Source organism: Paenibacillus vandeheii (genome assembly GCF_030433635.1).
Taxonomy (GTDB): domain Bacteria; phylum Bacillota; class Bacilli; order Paenibacillales; family Paenibacillaceae; genus Paenibacillus; species Paenibacillus vandeheii.
The window spans coordinates 199075-215989 of the sequence record NZ_JAROCD010000010.1; the positions used below are offsets into that span (position 1 = coordinate 199075).

14 protein-coding genes are annotated in these 16915 nt (G+C 47.5%); all 14 read left to right on the forward strand.

Going from position 1 to position 16915, the window contains the following annotated elements:
• The first annotated feature begins 15 nt into the window (after positions 1 to 15).
• The 14 genes from P5G61_RS20800 (at position 16) to csaB (ending at position 16911) form a co-directional block, all read left to right on the forward strand.
• Positions 16 to 420, forward strand: coding sequence for a F0F1 ATP synthase subunit epsilon (locus P5G61_RS20800; protein ID WP_079350329.1), 405 nt, complete (start codon positions 16 to 18; stop codon positions 418 to 420).
• A gap of 603 nt (positions 421 to 1023) precedes the next feature.
• Positions 1024 to 1281, forward strand: a complete 258-nt coding sequence (locus tag P5G61_RS20805; RefSeq protein WP_024632714.1) for a DUF1146 family protein — start codon at positions 1024 to 1026, stop codon at positions 1279 to 1281.
• Positions 1282 to 1800: 519 nt separating this feature from the next.
• A complete protein-coding gene (gene murA / locus P5G61_RS20810; protein WP_024632713.1) occupies positions 1801 to 3147 on the forward strand; it encodes a UDP-N-acetylglucosamine 1-carboxyvinyltransferase in 1347 nt (448 codons plus the stop codon).
• Positions 3148 to 3609: 462 nt separating this feature from the next.
• Complete coding sequence (gene spoIID, locus P5G61_RS20815; RefSeq protein WP_301248313.1) at positions 3610 to 4956, forward strand: stage II sporulation protein D; 1347 nt, start codon at positions 3610 to 3612, stop codon at positions 4954 to 4956.
• 901 nt (positions 4957 to 5857) lie between these two features.
• Positions 5858 to 6595 (forward strand): stage II sporulation protein SpoIIQ, encoded by a 738-nt coding sequence (gene spoIIQ / locus P5G61_RS20820; protein WP_301248314.1) that lies wholly within the window; start codon positions 5858 to 5860, stop codon positions 6593 to 6595.
• A 171-nt stretch (positions 6596 to 6766) separates the two neighbouring features.
• Positions 6767 to 7054, forward strand: coding sequence for a sporulation transcriptional regulator SpoIIID (gene spoIIID / locus P5G61_RS20825; RefSeq protein ID WP_024632710.1), 288 nt, complete (start codon positions 6767 to 6769; stop codon positions 7052 to 7054).
• 219 nt (positions 7055 to 7273) lie between these two features.
• Positions 7274 to 8272, forward strand: coding sequence for a rod shape-determining protein (mreB, locus tag P5G61_RS20830; RefSeq protein WP_024632709.1), 999 nt, complete (start codon positions 7274 to 7276; stop codon positions 8270 to 8272).
• A gap of 102 nt (positions 8273 to 8374) precedes the next feature.
• Entirely contained in the window at positions 8375 to 9259 is an 885-nt protein-coding gene (locus P5G61_RS20835; protein WP_301248316.1) for a flagellar hook-basal body protein, read from the forward strand.
• A 372-nt stretch (positions 9260 to 9631) separates the two neighbouring features.
• Positions 9632 to 10471, forward strand: coding sequence for a flagellar hook-basal body protein (locus tag P5G61_RS20840; RefSeq protein WP_301248317.1), 840 nt, complete (start codon positions 9632 to 9634; stop codon positions 10469 to 10471).
• 12 nt (positions 10472 to 10483) lie between these two features.
• A complete protein-coding gene (locus tag P5G61_RS20845) occupies positions 10484 to 10708 on the forward strand; it encodes a DNA-directed RNA polymerase subunit beta (protein ID WP_024632706.1) in 225 nt (74 codons plus the stop codon).
• A gap of 484 nt (positions 10709 to 11192) precedes the next feature.
• Positions 11193 to 11624 carry a 3-hydroxyacyl-ACP dehydratase FabZ gene (gene fabZ, locus P5G61_RS20850; protein WP_024632705.1) on the forward strand — a complete coding sequence of 144 codons (432 nt, stop codon included), beginning with the start codon at positions 11193 to 11195 and terminating at the stop codon, positions 11622 to 11624.
• Between the two features lie 57 nt (positions 11625 to 11681).
• On the forward strand, positions 11682 to 13403 hold the full coding sequence (locus P5G61_RS20855) for a phospho-sugar mutase (protein WP_301248318.1): 1722 nt from the start codon (positions 11682 to 11684) through the stop codon (positions 13401 to 13403).
• 239 nt (positions 13404 to 13642) lie between these two features.
• On the forward strand, positions 13643 to 15664 hold the full coding sequence (locus P5G61_RS20860; protein ID WP_301248319.1) for a DUF5693 family protein: 2022 nt from the start codon (positions 13643 to 13645) through the stop codon (positions 15662 to 15664).
• Positions 15640 to 16911: a polysaccharide pyruvyl transferase CsaB gene (gene csaB, locus P5G61_RS20865; RefSeq protein WP_301248321.1), complete on the forward strand. Its 1272-nt coding sequence runs from the start codon at positions 15640 to 15642 to the stop codon at positions 16909 to 16911. The genes P5G61_RS20860 and csaB overlap by 25 nt, the downstream gene beginning before the upstream one ends.
• The last annotated feature ends 4 nt before the right edge of the window (positions 16912 to 16915 follow it).

Below are 16915 nucleotides of genomic sequence, written 5' to 3' on the forward strand. Positions count from 1 at the left end.
TCAGGAGGGATGGAATTGAGCACCTTTTTGTTGGAAATTGTAACGCCTGAGCGTCTGGTATATTCAGAACAAGTGGATAGTATCACAGCTCGTGGCATTGAAGGGGAGCTGGGCATTCTGCCAGGCCATATCCCTATGGTTACACCTTTGCAAATCGCACCAATCTATATCAAAAACGGAAAAGAGAATAAACGCGTCGCTATTGGTGGCGGGTTTATCGAAGTCCGTAAGGATAAGGTTGTTGTCCTCGCAGAAAGTGCCGAATTCCCGGAACATATCGATGTGGACCGTGCGCGTGCGGCGAAAGAGCGGGCAGAACGCCGTCTTGGCAGCCAAAGCAATCAGGACCATTTTGATCACCGCCGGGCAGAGATTGCTCTGCAAAAAGCGGTTAACCGGATCAACGTATACGGCAAATAAACTGTTCATTGGAGCCTGGCGGCTTAGTCTGCCGGGCTTTTTTGAGTTTTCAGAGCGTCATCTTTTCCAGTTACAGTAAAATATATGGACGAAATCTTCAGCTGAAGCACGAAATTTAACGGTAAATAAAGTTAATTGTATTCACCGTTTATGGGCAGTTGAATAGAATGTAGGACTAAAGTCGTGGCGATAATGATCACTGTTGGAACCATTTTTAACGACGAAATTCCAAATTATTTCCGAGGAAATGACAGGATCGATATCGAAATAACGCTCTTTTATGTCGTTTTAGTCACAAAATCCCGGCATTTTAAATTTAAAATATGATCTAAGTGGAAATCAATGTAATTGACAATGTATGATGAAAGAGCCTATATTCCATAGAGTCAGCAGATGCAGGAAGCTGCGTTGATGAATTCCATAGTCATTCACAGCCAGATAGTTGCTGCTCCATGATTGGGCATCCAGATTTCCTGCATAGCAGGAGTAAGTCCGACAGTAGGCTCAGTACGTTGTGTTTAAGTCATTCCATTGTTCTAACAAGTTATGAATGTCAGGCATAATTATGCTGATCGCTGCAACAAATGTGGAGGTAATGAATATATGGATACTGACCTGACGAATCAGTTGAACCAGACATTAAGTACGAATGGCTTAGTCTCAATTATCGTCTCTCTTTTATGTATAGCGTTGGCGTGGTGGGCTTTGCAGAATCTCAAGCTGGATTTAATTATCAGGCAGCCACGAGGAGCACAGGGAAGACTGTTACACTTATTGTTGGCCATTATACTTGGGCACGCTGTTTCAGGTTTTGTCATTGACTATTTGTCATGGACACAAATGTTGCGCAATTTGTTTTAATGTCGAGATGGTTGGTTAATCATCTGTTAGGTTCTTCAAGCAGTTCAATGTCGAATAACATCGATTAATTGTGTTAACAATTAGAGTATGAGCTGTCGGCAAAGAAATTAAGTAAAAAGTGTGACGTGTAATTGGATGAATTTGAGATGTTTTATTTAAAAATGCTTGTATCGTACAATTCAACAATGTTATGATGGAAGTTAGGGAATTCACAATTGTTCACTTATTTTGTGGTTATAAACGGGATATCCGGTTGAATCCGGCTAATAATCATCCCAATCTGTCTGTTCAGATGCTTGCTGGCCTGTAGGCATTACATTTACAAGTCGGAAGGCATCATGCAATGCACGTGGTATCATCGATATGGATTATAAACCAATTCTTTTCTGAATAGACATCAAGGGCATTATTTGCCAGGTTATGTCGAAATTCCACACACAGCAACAGTCTTTTCTATTACAGAAGGGCTCACGTATTCCGGAATGAAGAAAAGGGAATAAAAGCGCGGAGGGAACCATGATGAGCAAATTTATCGTCCGCGGTGGCAAAAGGTTGACCGGAAGTGTCAAAGTTAGCGGCGCTAAAAATTCTGTTCTTCCGATCATCGCTGCCTCTCTCTTAGGGGAAGAAGGACAAAGCGTTATTATTGACGCTCCTCCTCTAGACGATGTGATGACGATTAACAAGGTGTTGGAATCGCTGGGAGCGGGTGTTACATACCGGGACGAAGTGATTACCGTAAATGCGGAGAAACTTACTTCCTGTGAGGCACCGTATGAATGGGTAAGTAAAATGCGGGCGTCTTTTCTGGTCATGGGGCCATTGTTGACGCGTATGGGTCATACAAGAATTTCACTTCCTGGTGGATGTGCCATCGGTACACGGCCAATTGATCAGCATTTGAAAGGTTTTGAAGCCATGGGCGCTGAGATCAGCTTGGGCCAAGGCTATATAGAAGCTCGCAGCCAAGGACGGTTGCGTGGCGCGAAAATTTATCTGGATGTGGCTTCCGTTGGTGCCACTCAAAATATTATGATGGCTGCAACATTGGCTGAAGGTGTAACTGTTCTGGAGAACGCGGCAAAAGAGCCAGAGATTGTGGATCTTGCCAATTTCCTGAACGGAATGGGTGCCAAAGTGCGTGGTGCCGGAACAGGAGTCATCCGCATCGAAGGTGTGGAGAAACTGTCTGGTGTGAAGCACACGGTAATTCCGGATCGGGTTGAAGCAGGAACCTACATGGCTGCTGCTGCAATCTCCGGTGGCGATGTGTATATCGAAGGTGCGATTTCAGACCATTTGGGTTCTGTTATTGCGAAGATGGAAGAGATGGGTGTAACAATTCATCCTGACGAGAATGGCGTTCGCGTTATTGCGGATCGTCCGCTCAAGGCTGTGGATGTGAAAACATTACCATACCCAGGCTTCCCTACCGATATGCAATCCCAGATGATGGCACTCTTGCTTGCCTCTGAGGGAACCAGTGTTGTGACAGAGACTGTTTTTGAAAATCGCTTCATGCATGTGGATGAATTCCAGTTGATGAATGCGGAGATCAAAGTTGAAGGACGTTCGTCCATCATCACGGGTAATGCCAAGCTGAAGGGTGCCAAAGTAACAGCTACCGATTTGCGTGCGGGTGCCGCACTCATTATTGCGGGTCTTGTTGCCGAAGGTACAACAGAAGTAGGCGGTGTTCATCACATCGACCGTGGCTACGTCCATCTCGCTGAGAAGCTTAACGGACTCGGAGCCGACATTTATCGTATTTCGGTGGAAGAGCCTAAGCTGGATGCAGTTAAAGCATCGAACGAAAAAGTCGGGGAAGAAGTGCCGATGTTCAAAGTACAACCAACCTGGGCTTAACGTCCACTAGGACGACGGTCGTTGCTCTGCGTAGGATCAATCACACATCAGTGTGAATTGTGGTTACGAGAGCATCTCCCGTCAACGAATTTAAACTCAAAAGCTAAGCCATCTGGCTTGGCTTTTTTTTATGTTCTACGATCCACTGAATCAGTACCTGATTCTATTAATAGCTGGTCCTAACTTATATAGCATAACATCGTATTCTGTACCAATTCTGAACAGAATGAAAGAGCATGCTTTTAGAGGGAGGGGCGTGCCCTATGTAATGGAATACCGCGACAAATCAACGTTTTTGAATAATACATAACCGAAGTAAGTTAGAAGTAACCACATATAGTATGCCTTCGTTTCTCTTAAATCAGGTTCTATCAGATCGGGCAGGCTCATACCCTAAACTATGGATTTGAACAAAAGGACCGGCGCTTTGACCGGCCATGGACAACGGAGGGTTATATTAAAATGAAAGAAGCCCGTGTGCAGGTTAAGGTACCTCTTGTCCCTCGTCCACAAGTGAAGGAACCTGAAGAGAATGCTGGTTTCGGTGTGGAAAAAGACAAGCTTGCTTCAACGAACATCAGAACTGTCCCAGAAGAAACGATACGAACATCTCCTAGACGGCCTGGCCCGAAACAGGAGTCAGCCGGGCAAGCTGCAATGCGGGTACACATGCCCGTCATTGAATTGGACCAGTTTCGTCGTGTGAAGCGCCGCCGAATGCGTACGTTTGGCCGAGGCCGCAGATGGGGCAAGAACAACACTCGCTGGCAGCCGGCAGCGGCTGTTTCTGCAGTACTGGCTCTCGCGTTGCTGATCCCCGCCATTTTGGTCTGGCCGCGGGCGAATGATCCTGTTAAACCGATCCCTGTCCCACCTGGTACAGGCAGTATAACGACTCCAGCACCTTCGCCAGCGGTGCCCGTAACCTACCCAGAACCTAAGGTGAGGGTGTACCTGTCTGCAACCGGTACGACGATGAACCTGCCACTTGAAGATTATGTTACAGGAGTGGTCGCTGCCGAGATGCCAGCTGAGTTCAGATTGGAAGCTCTAAAGGCGCAGGCCATTGCTGCCAGGACATTTATCGTAAGGAGGCTGGCGGCAAACGATACAAGCGGTGTACCTTCAGGAGAAGCCGATGTGACGGATACGGTGAGTCATCAGGTGTTTATACCACCAGAACAAGTAAAAGCCGACTGGACGCGCCTGGGGAAAGCGAAGGAATGGGAGAAGCTGCAGCAGGCTGTTCGTGAAAGCAAGGATGCCGTCATGACATATCAGGGCCAGGCGATTACCGCCTCCTTTTTCTCCACAAGTAATGGATATACGGAAAATGCAGAGGATGTATGGGGCAACCCTGTAGCTTACCTGCAAAGTGTAAGTAGTCCGTGGGATAAAAACCTGGCTCCAGGCTTTGAAGAAACGATCACAATGAAGCGCAGTGAGATTCTCCAGAAGTTGAATCTCGGGGCGAGCTCCATCCCGGTTACAGCTCAGCAGAGTGGCTCATGGATGGAAGTATTATCTACTACTAAGGGTCATCGGATTAAGGAGATACAGATTGCAGGAAAATCGTTTAGCGGGCCAGAGGTTCGAAAGCTGCTTGGGCTGAGATCCAGCCAGTTCAGTTGGAAGACGGACGGGGATGAGGTTCAGCTTACAACCTATGGATACGGTCACGGGGTTGGTATGAGCCAGTGGGGAGCCAACGGCATGGCACAGGAGGGTCACACCGCGACCCAGATTCTCAAACACTACTACACCGGTATCTCCTTCGGACAGGCATCCAAGATGCTGGCATCGAAGTAGGAAACTGAAACGAATGGATAAGGAGATAAGCAGCAGGTGAACAGTGATCTATGTAGGCTCTCCTTCATCCCGTTGGAAGGCTAACGAATCTCAGTCATCTTATTAGGCCTTATGTTGAACAATAGAAATTCTAACGAATCTCAGAGAAGCTAATTCCGCAGAAAAGCTGAAATTTATCGAAATATCCCAGTAATCCAGAGAATAACGTTGAGATTCGTTATATTACCCAACGGACGTGAAATGCCGCAATAGCGTTGATCAGGTTCGTTAGATGCTTTCTGTAAAAGGACATGATGAAATGTTATTTGCCGGAATAGTGTTCTTTTGTCAATAAAATGCACAGTGTTGTTAGGAAGTTTTCCTGTAGTAAATAGCTCCCGAATTGTTGTGCGATAGAAATAACCATTAGAGCGGCCTCTGCCTCCCTGCTCTTTCGCATCTCGCTACTCTATCGGAGAACTCTAACGAATCTCAGACGTCTTATATCGCCTATATAGCTAATCTCAACCTACCTATAATCACCTTAAATTGCTTTCATCAACTCATTTCATAGAAGGATCGGCCATTACAGCCAATCCAGGTTTTCTCTACCGCCCCCCTTTCCGAGCCTTTAAGACTTGGCTATATTAGGCTGATCATAGTTACACCGGAACGGAGAGTTCAGAAAAAACCTGTAGGAGCGAAGCGTCCGCCTTTACTCCCGGATTTCACCTTTGAAGAAGGTGATAGAAGAAATCTGGGAGTAACAGCGGTCGAAAGGTTGTTCTGAACGCGGAGTGGTCCAGTGTAACACCCCAATCTCGCCTTATATAGCACTCTTTGAAAGCTTTGTGAAAATAATTAGAGTCGCGCGTGTATAAAAGAGTTGCACCCGGTAACACTTGTTACTGAGGTGATCAAGATGAATGAACAAAACAAAAAAACAGTCCAAGAAGAAACTCCTAAAACAACTCAAGGAGTACCGGCTAGCCAGCCCTCTTCATGGAGAAGAGCAATGTCCAAACGCTGGGTCTTCCCGGCAGCCTACATCGCAGCAGCAGGCATTATACTAACCTTAGTGTGGGTCTATCAGGGCACAGGCGAAAAAACGCTGAACTCGGACCCTACAAGCGGGGTAGTAGAAACCGGCGCATCGGGTACGGAAGAAACTGCGGTTAATGGAGAACAGGAAAGTGTGGAAGTTGTTGCAAAGTCGGAGAATTTTGTATGGCCGGTAGCGGTTCCTTCAGAAGTTTCGGTAGTTAAACCTTTCTATGACAACGAAGCTTCTACGGAGGAACATGAAGCAGCGATGGTGCAGTACAATGACACATTTATTCCGAACACGGGTGTAGATCTGGCACGCGGGGATAACAAAACGTTTGAAGTCAAAGCAGCACTCGGCGGAAAAGTGACCCGGGTCGAACAAAATCCGCTGACAGGTCAAGTTGTGGAAATCACACACAGTGATAACCTCAAGACCGTGTACCAAAGCTTGGCTGACGTCAAAGTAAAACAGGATGATGAAGTGAAGCAAGGAGATGCAATTGCATCGGCTGGCGTTAATGAACTGGAAAAAACGCTGGGCAACCACCTTCACTTTGAAGTTTACGAAGACGGACAACCGGTTAACCCGCAAGGATATCTTCCGGAAAAATAAATGATTTTTATCGCAGCAGCATGACGGGCAGAGGGAATTCTCCTCTGCTCTTTTTGTGCTTTTCAGAAAATTATGGGACCTTCGAAGCTTGTCACACCTTTAAACCGCGAATATATAGGCATGCTCCTCATATAATGTACCAAACTATCCACACAGTAGGGAGGCGGGAGCGTGCACGATTACATCAAGGAACGGACCATCAAAATTGGTCGCTGCATTGTTGAGACGAGGAATACGGTCCGTACCATTGCCAAGGAATTCGGCGTGTCAAAGAGTACTGTGCATAAGGATCTGACGGAGCGTCTGCCGGAAATTAACCCTGATCTTGCTGACCAGGTGAAACACATTCTGGAGTATCACAAGTCCATCCGTCATTTGCGGGGCGGTGAAGCGACCAAAATTAAATACAAAAAAACAAGCGGTAAAAAACGCGAGGTGCTGGCTTCGGCTAAATCGTAAGGACCTGCGGAAAGACGTAGGCTAAAAAGCTCACACATGCATTGAATCCCTCCCCTGAAGTATGATATGTTAAAAGCTGGTACAGGATCGAATTATGACATCTTATCAGCCCGATTTTTACATATATATGTTGCACTTTGTCGAACGAGCGGTGACGTGATAAGGGACTCTTTTTCACAGGATACGCTGACCAAATAATATCACTTTGGGGGCTCTTTTATGTTTAGCAAGGATATCGGTATTGATCTTGGCACGGCGAACGTGCTTATTCACGTGAAAGGAAGTGGGGTTGTCCTCGATGAACCTTCCGTCGTGACCATTGAAAGCGATACGAAGCGGGTCCTTGCTGTTGGGGAAGAAGCGCGTCGTATGGTGGGGCGTACTCCAGGTAACATTGTTGCCATTAGACCGCTGCGTGACGGTGTTATTGCGGACTTCGAAATTACGGAAGCAATGCTTAGACATTTCATTAATCGTGTGGGAGCAAGGAGCTGGCACAGCCGCCCGCGTATTTTGATTTGTGCGCCAACCAATATTACTTCCGTAGAGCAGAAGGCTATCCGTGAGGCTGCTGAGCGCAGCGGTGCCAAAGAAGTATTTCTGGAAGAAGAGCCGAAAGCGGCAGCGATCGGTGCGGGAATGGATATTTTTCAGCCGAGCGGCAATATGGTCGTGGATATCGGCGGCGGAACGACTGACGTTGCAGTCCTATCTATGGGCGACGTAGTCACCGCCTCTTCTATTAAAGTCGCAGGGGACAAGTTCGACGAAGCGATTACCAAGTTTATCAAAGCCAAATACAAGCTCATGATCGGTGAACGTACAGCCGAAGATCTCAAAATTGCGATTGGTTCCGTACATCCGGGTGGACGTCAGACGGAGATGGACATTCGCGGCCGGGATATGGTCTCTGGTTTGCCTGTTACCGTAACGGTGTCGGGAAATGAAGTGCAGGAAGCGTTATGGGATTCCGTGCAATCCATCATCGTTGCAGCCAAGTCGGTATTGGAGCGGACGCCACCAGAATTGTCAGCAGATATTATCGATCGAGGTGTCGTGTTGACAGGCGGGGGTGCTTTGCTGAACGGATTGGATGAACTGTTGTCCAATGAATTGCATGTACCGGTATGGGTTGCAGAGGATCCGATGCATTGTGTCGTCAAAGGTACAGGCATTATGTTGAATAATTTGGATCAGGTGGTTAAGAAAAAGTTCTAATCTGCCGATATAAAAAGCAAAGGTTCGCCCATGCTCGGGAGAAGAACGGACAAGCAGTTATCCTGTTATGCAGGACAAGCGCTTGAGGAGAGGGGTTAATACATGTTAAGAGGTCTGTACACCGCTACCGCGGGAATGATTACGCAGCAACGCCGCCATGACACCGCAACGCAGAATATCGTAAATATGAACACAACGGGATATAAACAAGTGAACAGCGTAAGCCGTTCTTTTCCGGAAATGCTCATTACGTTGGTAGGCGGAGATGCCAATCTTCCGACGAAGCGGCTGGGCAAGCTGAACACGGGTGTGTTCGCGGAAGAAAGTTTGTCCATGAATTTGCAGGGAGCCATTATGGAGACCGGGCAAAAGAGTGATTTTGCCATTTCGTCCAATCTGGCCGTGAATGATCCACAGACAGGACAACCTGTCTCGTTTGACGGTTCAGGCAAATTTGTACGGGCTGATGGTACAGTAACCTACCAGCCTCAAGCGTATTTTACAGTGCAGGATGCAGAAGGTAACACAAGATATACGCGTGATGGTCACTTCGAGGTTACAGGAACAGGACAGCTGTTGAGCTCAACGGGATCACAGGTGTTGGATAATAATGGACAACCCGTTGTGTTGACAGGTGCAGTAGACCAATTTAAAGTGGATGAGCAAGGTCGTCTTGTCAATGCAGAGACGGGTGCACCGACAGGGGTTACATTGGGAATCAGCGTCATCGATCAACCCAACCAACTGGTACGTCAAGGTGATGGCAATTTCAGCCTGAATGATCAAAATGGAGCAACGGCTCGTATGCTGGCTGTAGGTGATAATGTGCAGATCCGTCAGGGCTACCTGGAAGGCTCGAATGTGGATGCATCACAGGCAACTGTGGATATGAACGCTGCGTTCCGTGCATATGAAGCAAACCAGAAGGTCGTACAATTCTACGACCGCAGTCTGGACAAAGCCGTTAATGAAGTTGGGCGTGTATAACGCCGACATATAATATAGCCGCGTAGCGAAAAGCCAAACGCCCTTTGCGTAGCAAAGCAGAGAGGCTCACGCGAAGCAATAAGCCAAGCGCAGCGACGGTCTCGACAGTCCTTTGCGAAGCAAAGCAAGGAGAGACCCGCGGAGCTACCCGTCGCACAAAGAGCGTGCCCAGGAACGATTCAGCCATGTGAAACCATGGCGTGAATCGTTCCTGGGCAGTCGCGGCGCACACATACCACCGTCACTTAGCAAGATCGTACCCCACGCACCCTCTCCGCCTGTTTCGGGAGTCCAGAGGGCAGCGCCATCTGGGGCCCTCCCTACCAGGGAGGGTTTGGGAGGGTAGAACCACCAGGGGAGGGTAACCACCGAATGAATAATTCCATGATTAGTGCAATGGTCTCCATGACCGGAATACAGCAGCGTCTGGATGTCATTTCCGATAATATTGCCAACGTGAATACGGCAGGCTATAAGAGTAAGCAAGCAGCATTCGAGGATGTACTGACCCGAGTGCAGCAGCAGCCGGATAAGTATAAGCTGGATGGACGCTCCACTCCGATGGGGTACAACCTCGGGTTTGGAGTCCGTTTGGCGGATGTGACGAAGGATATGTCTCAGGGCTCGCTCAATGAGACAGGAAATCCTACCGATCTGGCGATTGAAGGCAATGCGATGTTTGCCGTTGAAGCAAATGGTGAGAAAATGTGGACGCGTCAAGGCGCATTCCATTTTGTCCCTGATACAAGACCCAAAACAAATCCCAATGCGCCAGATATGATGGTATTGGTCAATGGCGAAGGCCATTTTGCATTGGATCGTCAAGGTAATCGCATTACGGCACCGAATAACAGCAAGGTTGCTTTTGATGAAAAAGGCAATCTGTTGATCCGTCGTGGCAATGAAGCCAATGCAACGATTGGAGCCCAACTGCAACTCGTAGATATCGAGCGTCCCGAAGGACTGGTGCAGTATGCAGATAACCTGTTTGGTCTGGATGCCGGTCTAACCGAAAATGATGTATTTGGAGCCAATGCTGCTACACGTGAAGCGACAGCCATGATTCGTGCAGGCTACATTGAACAATCCAACGTGGATTTGACACAGGAAATGTCCTTGCTGATGCAAGGACAGCGGACTTACCAACTGGCGGCACGTGCGTTGACATCCAGTGATTCCATGGCGGGTCTTGCCAACAATATGAGAGCATAAAAGGTGAATGTGATGACAGATACACAGCAGCAGAACAGCAAGCCGGATAAGACGAAAGTCAAGAAGAAGAAGAGTGGATGGCGCATCGCAAGATGGTTTCTGGTTCCGGTCCTGCTTGTTCTTGCCCTCGCTGGCGGATTGGTGGCTGGCTACGTGGTACTGGGCAAACAGGATATCGGTTCCGTATTGCAGTGGAGTACATGGGAACATGTATATGATTTGGTGTTCGCTCCGTAGATAAACGACATATGCGAAAACTCCTGCGCAGGCAGGAGTTTTCTTTTTGGCGTTGAAAACAGTATAATGATGGATGACGTTTCACAGCAAAAGAGGCCTCCCCTGCGAAAGACTTTCGTCATCGCTAAGAGAGACCCCTTATCTCAACCTTCACTACTGCAGTCATGAAGGATATAACTAGTGTTAACTGAAAATATGCTTTTCATACACAATTAAATGAAAACCACATTTATATGAGGCTCGACTTGATCATGTTGGGGTTGATGGCTTCCGCACTAAAGTAAGTGGAGGGGACGGAATTGTTCAGAAGAAGCGAAGCGCTCGCCTTTGTCACCGAATTTTAGACCATTCTAAAATGTATCAGAAAATTCGGGGACAACAGCGATCGAAAGAACGATCCGTAACCGTAACGACCGCTATTGCGCTTGACGTCAGTCCATGATGGAGAATTCTCATATAAATGACCCTGAGAGGAGATTACACTGTGCTCGACATCAAACAAATTCAAGAAATTATTCCGCACCGTCCCCCATTTTTGCTGGTGGACAAGATTGTAGAGTTAGAGGATGGCAAACGTGCCGTTGGATTAAAAAATGTAACCATTAACGAACCTTTCTTCATTGGTCATTTTCCAGAGTATCCGGTTATGCCGGGTGTGTTGATTACAGAAGCACTGGCACAAGTTGGTGCAGTAGCCATTCTTAATCTGGAAGGCAACAAAGGCAAAATCGGCTTTTTGGCGGGACTGGATAATTTCCGTTTCCGTGGACAAGTTGTGCCTGGAGATACGTTGATGCTGGAAGTGGAAATTACGCGTCTTAAAGGTTCCATTGGTAAAGGCAAAGCTACAGCCAGAGTGGGCGACAAAGTGGTAGCTGAAGGCGAGATCATGTTCGCACTGTCTGACCCAAGCTAATGATTGTATAGTTCAGAACTCAATTGAATTTTATATAGAAGGAAGGGGTTTGCAGGAATGGAACAGTTAAGCGGAACAGCAGCACAAACATTGCAGCAGTGGTTGGAGGATGCTTCGATTGATGAAGCGACGAAACAGGAGCTTCGTGATTTGCAGGATCAGCCGAAAGAGCTGGAAGATCGTTTCTACAGAAATCTGGAGTTTGGTACAGGTGGATTACGTGGTGTAATTGGAGCGGGAAGCAACCGGATGAATCGTTATACCGTGGGTCGTGCAACGCAAGGATTTGCGCGTTATTTGCTGGAGCAGCATGGCGACAAAGAAGGTAAACCTTCTGTAGTGATCGCACATGACTCCCGTCATTTCTCACCTGAGTTCACACTGGATGCGGCCCTGGTTCTGGCTGGGAATGGCATTGTAGCTAAGCTGTTTACTTCCCTGCGTCCTACGCCTCAGCTTTCCTTCAGTGTACGTCATCTGCAAGCAACCGGCGGTATTGTGGTGACTGCAAGTCATAATCCTCCTGAATACAATGGCTACAAAGTGTACAATCACGAGGGTGGCCAACTGGTACCGCACGAAGCGGAGAAAGTCATTCAATACATTCAGGAAGTTCCTTCCCTCGCGGATGTGAAAAAGCTGACGCAAGAAGAAGCCGAAGCCCAAGGATTGCTCGTATGGCTTGGAGAAGAGGAAGATCAGGCATTTGTTGATACAGTCGCCAGCCTGAGTCTCAGTCGTGACCTGATTCAATCCGGTGTCGGCCGTGATTTCAAAATCGTCTTCACTCCTCTGCACGGAACAGGAAATGTGCCTGTAAGACGTGTGTTGGAACAAATCGGTTTCGAGCAGGTTCACATTGTGGCAGAACAAGAACAGCCAGACGCTGAATTTTCAACTGTGAAATCCCCTAACCCGGAAGAACGCGAAGCGTTCACACTCGCAATGAAGCTGGGTGAATCCGTGGGTGCGGACATTCTGATCGGTACAGATCCGGATGCAGACCGCATGGGTGCGGTAGTTAAAAATAATGATGGCAAGTATTTCGTACTCTCAGGTAACCAATCCGGAGCCATCATGGTGCATTATGTGTTAAGCCGCTTGCAAGAGACAGGTAAACTGCCGAAAAACAGCGCAGTTGTCAAAACGATTGTAACCAGCGAGATGGGAGCGGTCATTGCCGAGCATTACGGTGCAGAAGTGATGAATACCCTGACAGGCTTCAAATATATCGGTGAAAAAATGAACCAGTTCGAAGCAACCGGCAGTCATACGTTTTTGTTCGGTTATGAAGAAAGTTATGGCTACCTGGCAGGCAGCTACGCACGTGACAAGGATGCTGTCCTGGCGGCGATGCTGATTGCTGAAGCAGCTGCTTATTATAAAAACCAAGGCAAAACTCTCTATGATGTCCTGCAAGAGCTGTACAGCCAATTCGGATATTTCCTGGAGAAGCTGGAGTCCCGTACGCTTAAAGGCAAGGATGGCGTAGCTCAAATTCAGGCGAAAATGACCGACTGGCGTTCCAATCCGCCACAAGAAGTAGCCGGCATCGCTGTACAAGATGTGCTGGATTACTCCCTTGGCTTGGATGGCTTGCCTAAAGAGAACGTTCTGAAATATATTTTGGCAGACGGATCATGGTTCTGCTTGCGTCCTTCGGGAACAGAACCGAAGATTAAAGTGTACTTCGCCGTGCGTGGAGAGAGCTTGGAAGACGCGGAAAGCCGTATCCAACTTCTGGCGACTACAGTGATGACGCGTGTAGACGCACAATAAATACGAATGCAGTACTGAGCAAGAACATGAGAAAGCCTCTCCGCACCGTAAGGTTGGTTGGCGGAGGGGCTTTTCTTTTAGGTAAAAAGGGTGAATGTCTACATCTATTTTGGATGAATTGCGGATAGATGCACGTTGGTTAACACAAGCTGTGTGTATCCGGTATTTATTCACTATACTGCAATGAAAATCATGAGCTGAACGTGTATTTGGTTCCAATACTTGAGGAGGTACATGTAGTGCGTCAAAAATGGCTTTATTGGAATACCGCTTCCCGGAAGTGGCTGTGGATTGTTGTCATTATCGGTTTGATTGCTTCCATCCCTGTCATCAGTGATCGGGTGCAGACGGAATCTTCCGCCAAAAAGGTGGAGCTTGTCTTCAATTATCGGGGTCTTTTGGATATTTCGGCTTATCAGGCCCATCCGCAAGACTTCATGAATGAGCAGCTGACTCGTTTGAAAGATGCCGGAGTGACAACTATGGCGGTGTTCGAAAGTACACTGGATGAGTTGAAGAAGTCCCGCCGTCTGATGGTGTATAACGGGCAGGATATTGCGAACATGACTAAAAATGTCATTCCTTCTAACGATAATTACACGTATGTGCTGTTCACCAACGAGGAGAATGCACAAACGTATACTCCTATCATTGAACAAACGTTCGCCGATCGGGAGATTCCTGTGGTTCCATGGGAATATGAAGGTCGTAGCGGCTTAATATTGCAGACTCCACCGGAGAATGCGAACATGCAGCCTTTGCAGCCAGATCCAGTTGCCGTGAAGATGCTGCGTGATAAAGGATTTTACATTTTGCCACGGATCGCAGACAGTGTTCCTTACAATCAGGAATCCATGGAACGCCTGCTTACCTTCTTCGAAGAGAATGGGGTAAAGCGCATCTTGTTTGATGGCGATGCTGTGAAAGGGTACAATGATAATGCAGAGATGAAGAGTCTCGATATGTTCGCTCAGTTGCTGAATAAGCACCATATTGGTCTGGCGGCTATTGAGAATTTGAAGAAACCACAATCCGGTTTTGAGACGCTCTCCTATAAAATTGACTACAATGTAACTCGTCTGTATTCCTTAAGTGACGGGGATGCCAATCTGGATGTAGACACCATTGCTGACCGTTTTGTTTTGGCTACCAAAGACCGCAACATTCGTATGCTCTATATGAATGCTTCGCCAAGTCGGAATACGGCCAAAGCCATGATCACCAATCCAATTGATAATCTGATCAACAGTTTGGGTGAGCCCGGTCATGCGATTGAGCGTATGGGGAAACACGGCTTTGAACTGGGACAAGCTGAAGCATTCACAGTTAAAGATTCTTCCATTCAGCGTTATGCCAAGCTGGTTGCCCTGATTGGTGCAATCGCAATGATTACGCTCATGGTCTCATATTTTGTACCCCTGCTGACATTGCTGGTATTTGCTCTGGCTCTGGTGGGCAGTGCCGGATTGTTCTTGCTTAAACCGACGTTGCTGGAGCAAGGAATTGCCTTGCTGGTCGCAATTAGCGCGCCGACCATCGCGATGGTGCTGGCGGTTCGTACAGTGAACTATCAGCAACAGCGTCAGCCAGACGCGCCTGCGGGTCGTCGGTTGGCACAAACGTTATTTTTATATGTAAGAACGTCGATTCTTTCGTTCCTGGCGGTGCCTTTTGTCATCGCTTTGCTGAACAGCATTACGTACAGTCTGGTGATCAACCAGTTCCGAGGCGTGAGCCTGTTGCACTTTGCACCGATGGGGCTTGTTGCGATTTATATTTTGTTTTACCGTGGTTCGGGTACGTTCTCCATTAAACAAATTAAGGAGATTCTGCGTACACCGATTAACGTATTAATGGTTGTATTGGCATTGGTTGCTGCTGTGGTTGGATACTATTATTTGAGCCGTACAGGCAACTCGGGTTCGGTTACACCATTCGAGATGTTCCTACGTACAACGCTGGAAGATACATTCGGCGTACGGCCAAGATTCAAAGAATTTATGCTGGGACACCCGCTGTTTATCGTTGGCGTGTTCGCCGCTTTAAAATATCGTAAAGTCATCTTTGTGCTCATTATTGCAGCAATTGGACAATTGTCCATGGTGGATACGTTCGCGCATATCCATACGCCAGCTGTGTTGTCACTCATTCGTGGAGTGATGGGATTGGGACTTGGCTTAATCTTCGGTATCGTTGCTGTGGGTGTGTGGCAAGTAGCGGAAGGATGTTGGAAAAAATGGTCACCACTTCTCAAAAGTTAGTCATCTCGGGATATTACGGATTCAACAACAGCGGAGACGAAGCGGTACTTAAGTCAATCTTGACCGCGCTGGAAGAGGAGAGCCACAGATCGAACGTCACGATTGAGCCGATTGTGCTCTCCGATGACCCGGAGTGGACCACTTCAATGTACGGTGTACGTTCAGTACATCGGATGAAGTTGAAGGAGGTTCGCGAAGCGATCAAGGAAAGTGATGGTTTAATTAGCGGGGGAGGAAGTCTGCTGCAGGATGCAACCGGACTGAAATCCATCCCTTACTACTTGGGTGTCATCAAACTGGCCCAATGGTTGAAAAAGCCAACATTTATCTATGCGCAGGGCATTGGACCTGTAAATCGCAAAATTTTTAATCCAATGATTCGATCGGTCTTCAAGGCCTGCAATTATGTATCTGTGCGTGATGAACAATCCGCTGAATATTTGCGCGGACTTGGATTGCAGTGGAATCAGATTCATGTCGTTCCCGACCCGGTGATGGGCCTGCCTTTGCCAGAACTGAAATCGGAAGAGGGGGGGTTAGTAAAATCTGACAGCAAGCGATGGAATGACGCTGGAACTGCTGCAGAGGAATCTCCAGAACCATCATCTAATGCTCAGGAGATCACAGTGGGTGATCAAGCTGTTGATCTTAATGCAGAGGATGTAATTGCAGATAGAACAAGTGTTCATACGAAGCTCCCGGTTGTCGGCGTATCCGTACGTTTCTGGGAGTCGGATCGTAAAGAGCTTACAGCGATTGCTGCTGGATTGAAGAAGCTTTGCACCAAAAAAGCAGTCCACTTGCGCTTTATGCCATTTCACTTGCCGAGTGATTCGGAGGCTTCACGTTTTGTCATGGAAATGCTCGGCGATCTCGATAACAAGGGTAGCGAAGTCAGCATGACCAAGGATCTCACTGATCCGCAGCTGATGCTGCAGGAAGTCAGCAATTGTGATGTCGTTATCGGCATGCGTCTGCACAGTCTGATCTATGCAGCATCACAGTATGTTCCTCCTGTTGGTATCTCGTATGATCCGAAGATTGATCAGTTCATGCTGCGTCTGGATAGTGAATCCGTGGGCAGTACCGATGCGCTTGATGGGGATAAACTGGCGAAGACGGTGGCTAACCTGTTGGATCAGCGTTCACAGTGGCTGAAGGAACATGAAGACAGCATTACCGAATTGAAGCAGGAAGCCAAAGTGCCTGCTCAGCAAATTATTAAATATTTAGGCCGCAAAGGGTGAAATA

What these genes read in the sequence shown, in the direction of transcription:
- spoIID (WP_301248313.1), top strand. Translation starts at nt 3,610, where the DNA reads ATGAAAGAAGCCCGTGTGCAGGTTAAGGTACCTCTTGTCCCTCGTCCA.
- P5G61_RS20845 (WP_024632706.1), top strand. Translation starts at nt 10,484, where the DNA reads ATGACAGATACACAGCAGCAGAACAGCAAGCCGGATAAGACGAAAGTC.
- P5G61_RS20835 (WP_301248316.1), top strand. Translation starts at nt 8,375, where the DNA reads ATGTTAAGAGGTCTGTACACCGCTACCGCGGGAATGATTACGCAGCAA.
- P5G61_RS20840 (WP_301248317.1), top strand. Translation starts at nt 9,632, where the DNA reads ATGAATAATTCCATGATTAGTGCAATGGTCTCCATGACCGGAATACAG.
- csaB (WP_301248321.1), top strand. Translation starts at nt 15,640, where the DNA reads ATGGTCACCACTTCTCAAAAGTTAGTCATCTCGGGATATTACGGATTC.
- P5G61_RS20855 (WP_301248318.1), top strand. Translation starts at nt 11,682, where the DNA reads ATGGAACAGTTAAGCGGAACAGCAGCACAAACATTGCAGCAGTGGTTG.
- mreB (WP_024632709.1), top strand. Translation starts at nt 7,274, where the DNA reads ATGTTTAGCAAGGATATCGGTATTGATCTTGGCACGGCGAACGTGCTT.
- P5G61_RS20805 (WP_024632714.1), top strand. Translation starts at nt 1,024, where the DNA reads ATGGATACTGACCTGACGAATCAGTTGAACCAGACATTAAGTACGAAT.
- spoIIQ (WP_301248314.1), top strand. Translation starts at nt 5,858, where the DNA reads ATGAATGAACAAAACAAAAAAACAGTCCAAGAAGAAACTCCTAAAACA.
- murA (WP_024632713.1), top strand. Translation starts at nt 1,801, where the DNA reads ATGAGCAAATTTATCGTCCGCGGTGGCAAAAGGTTGACCGGAAGTGTC.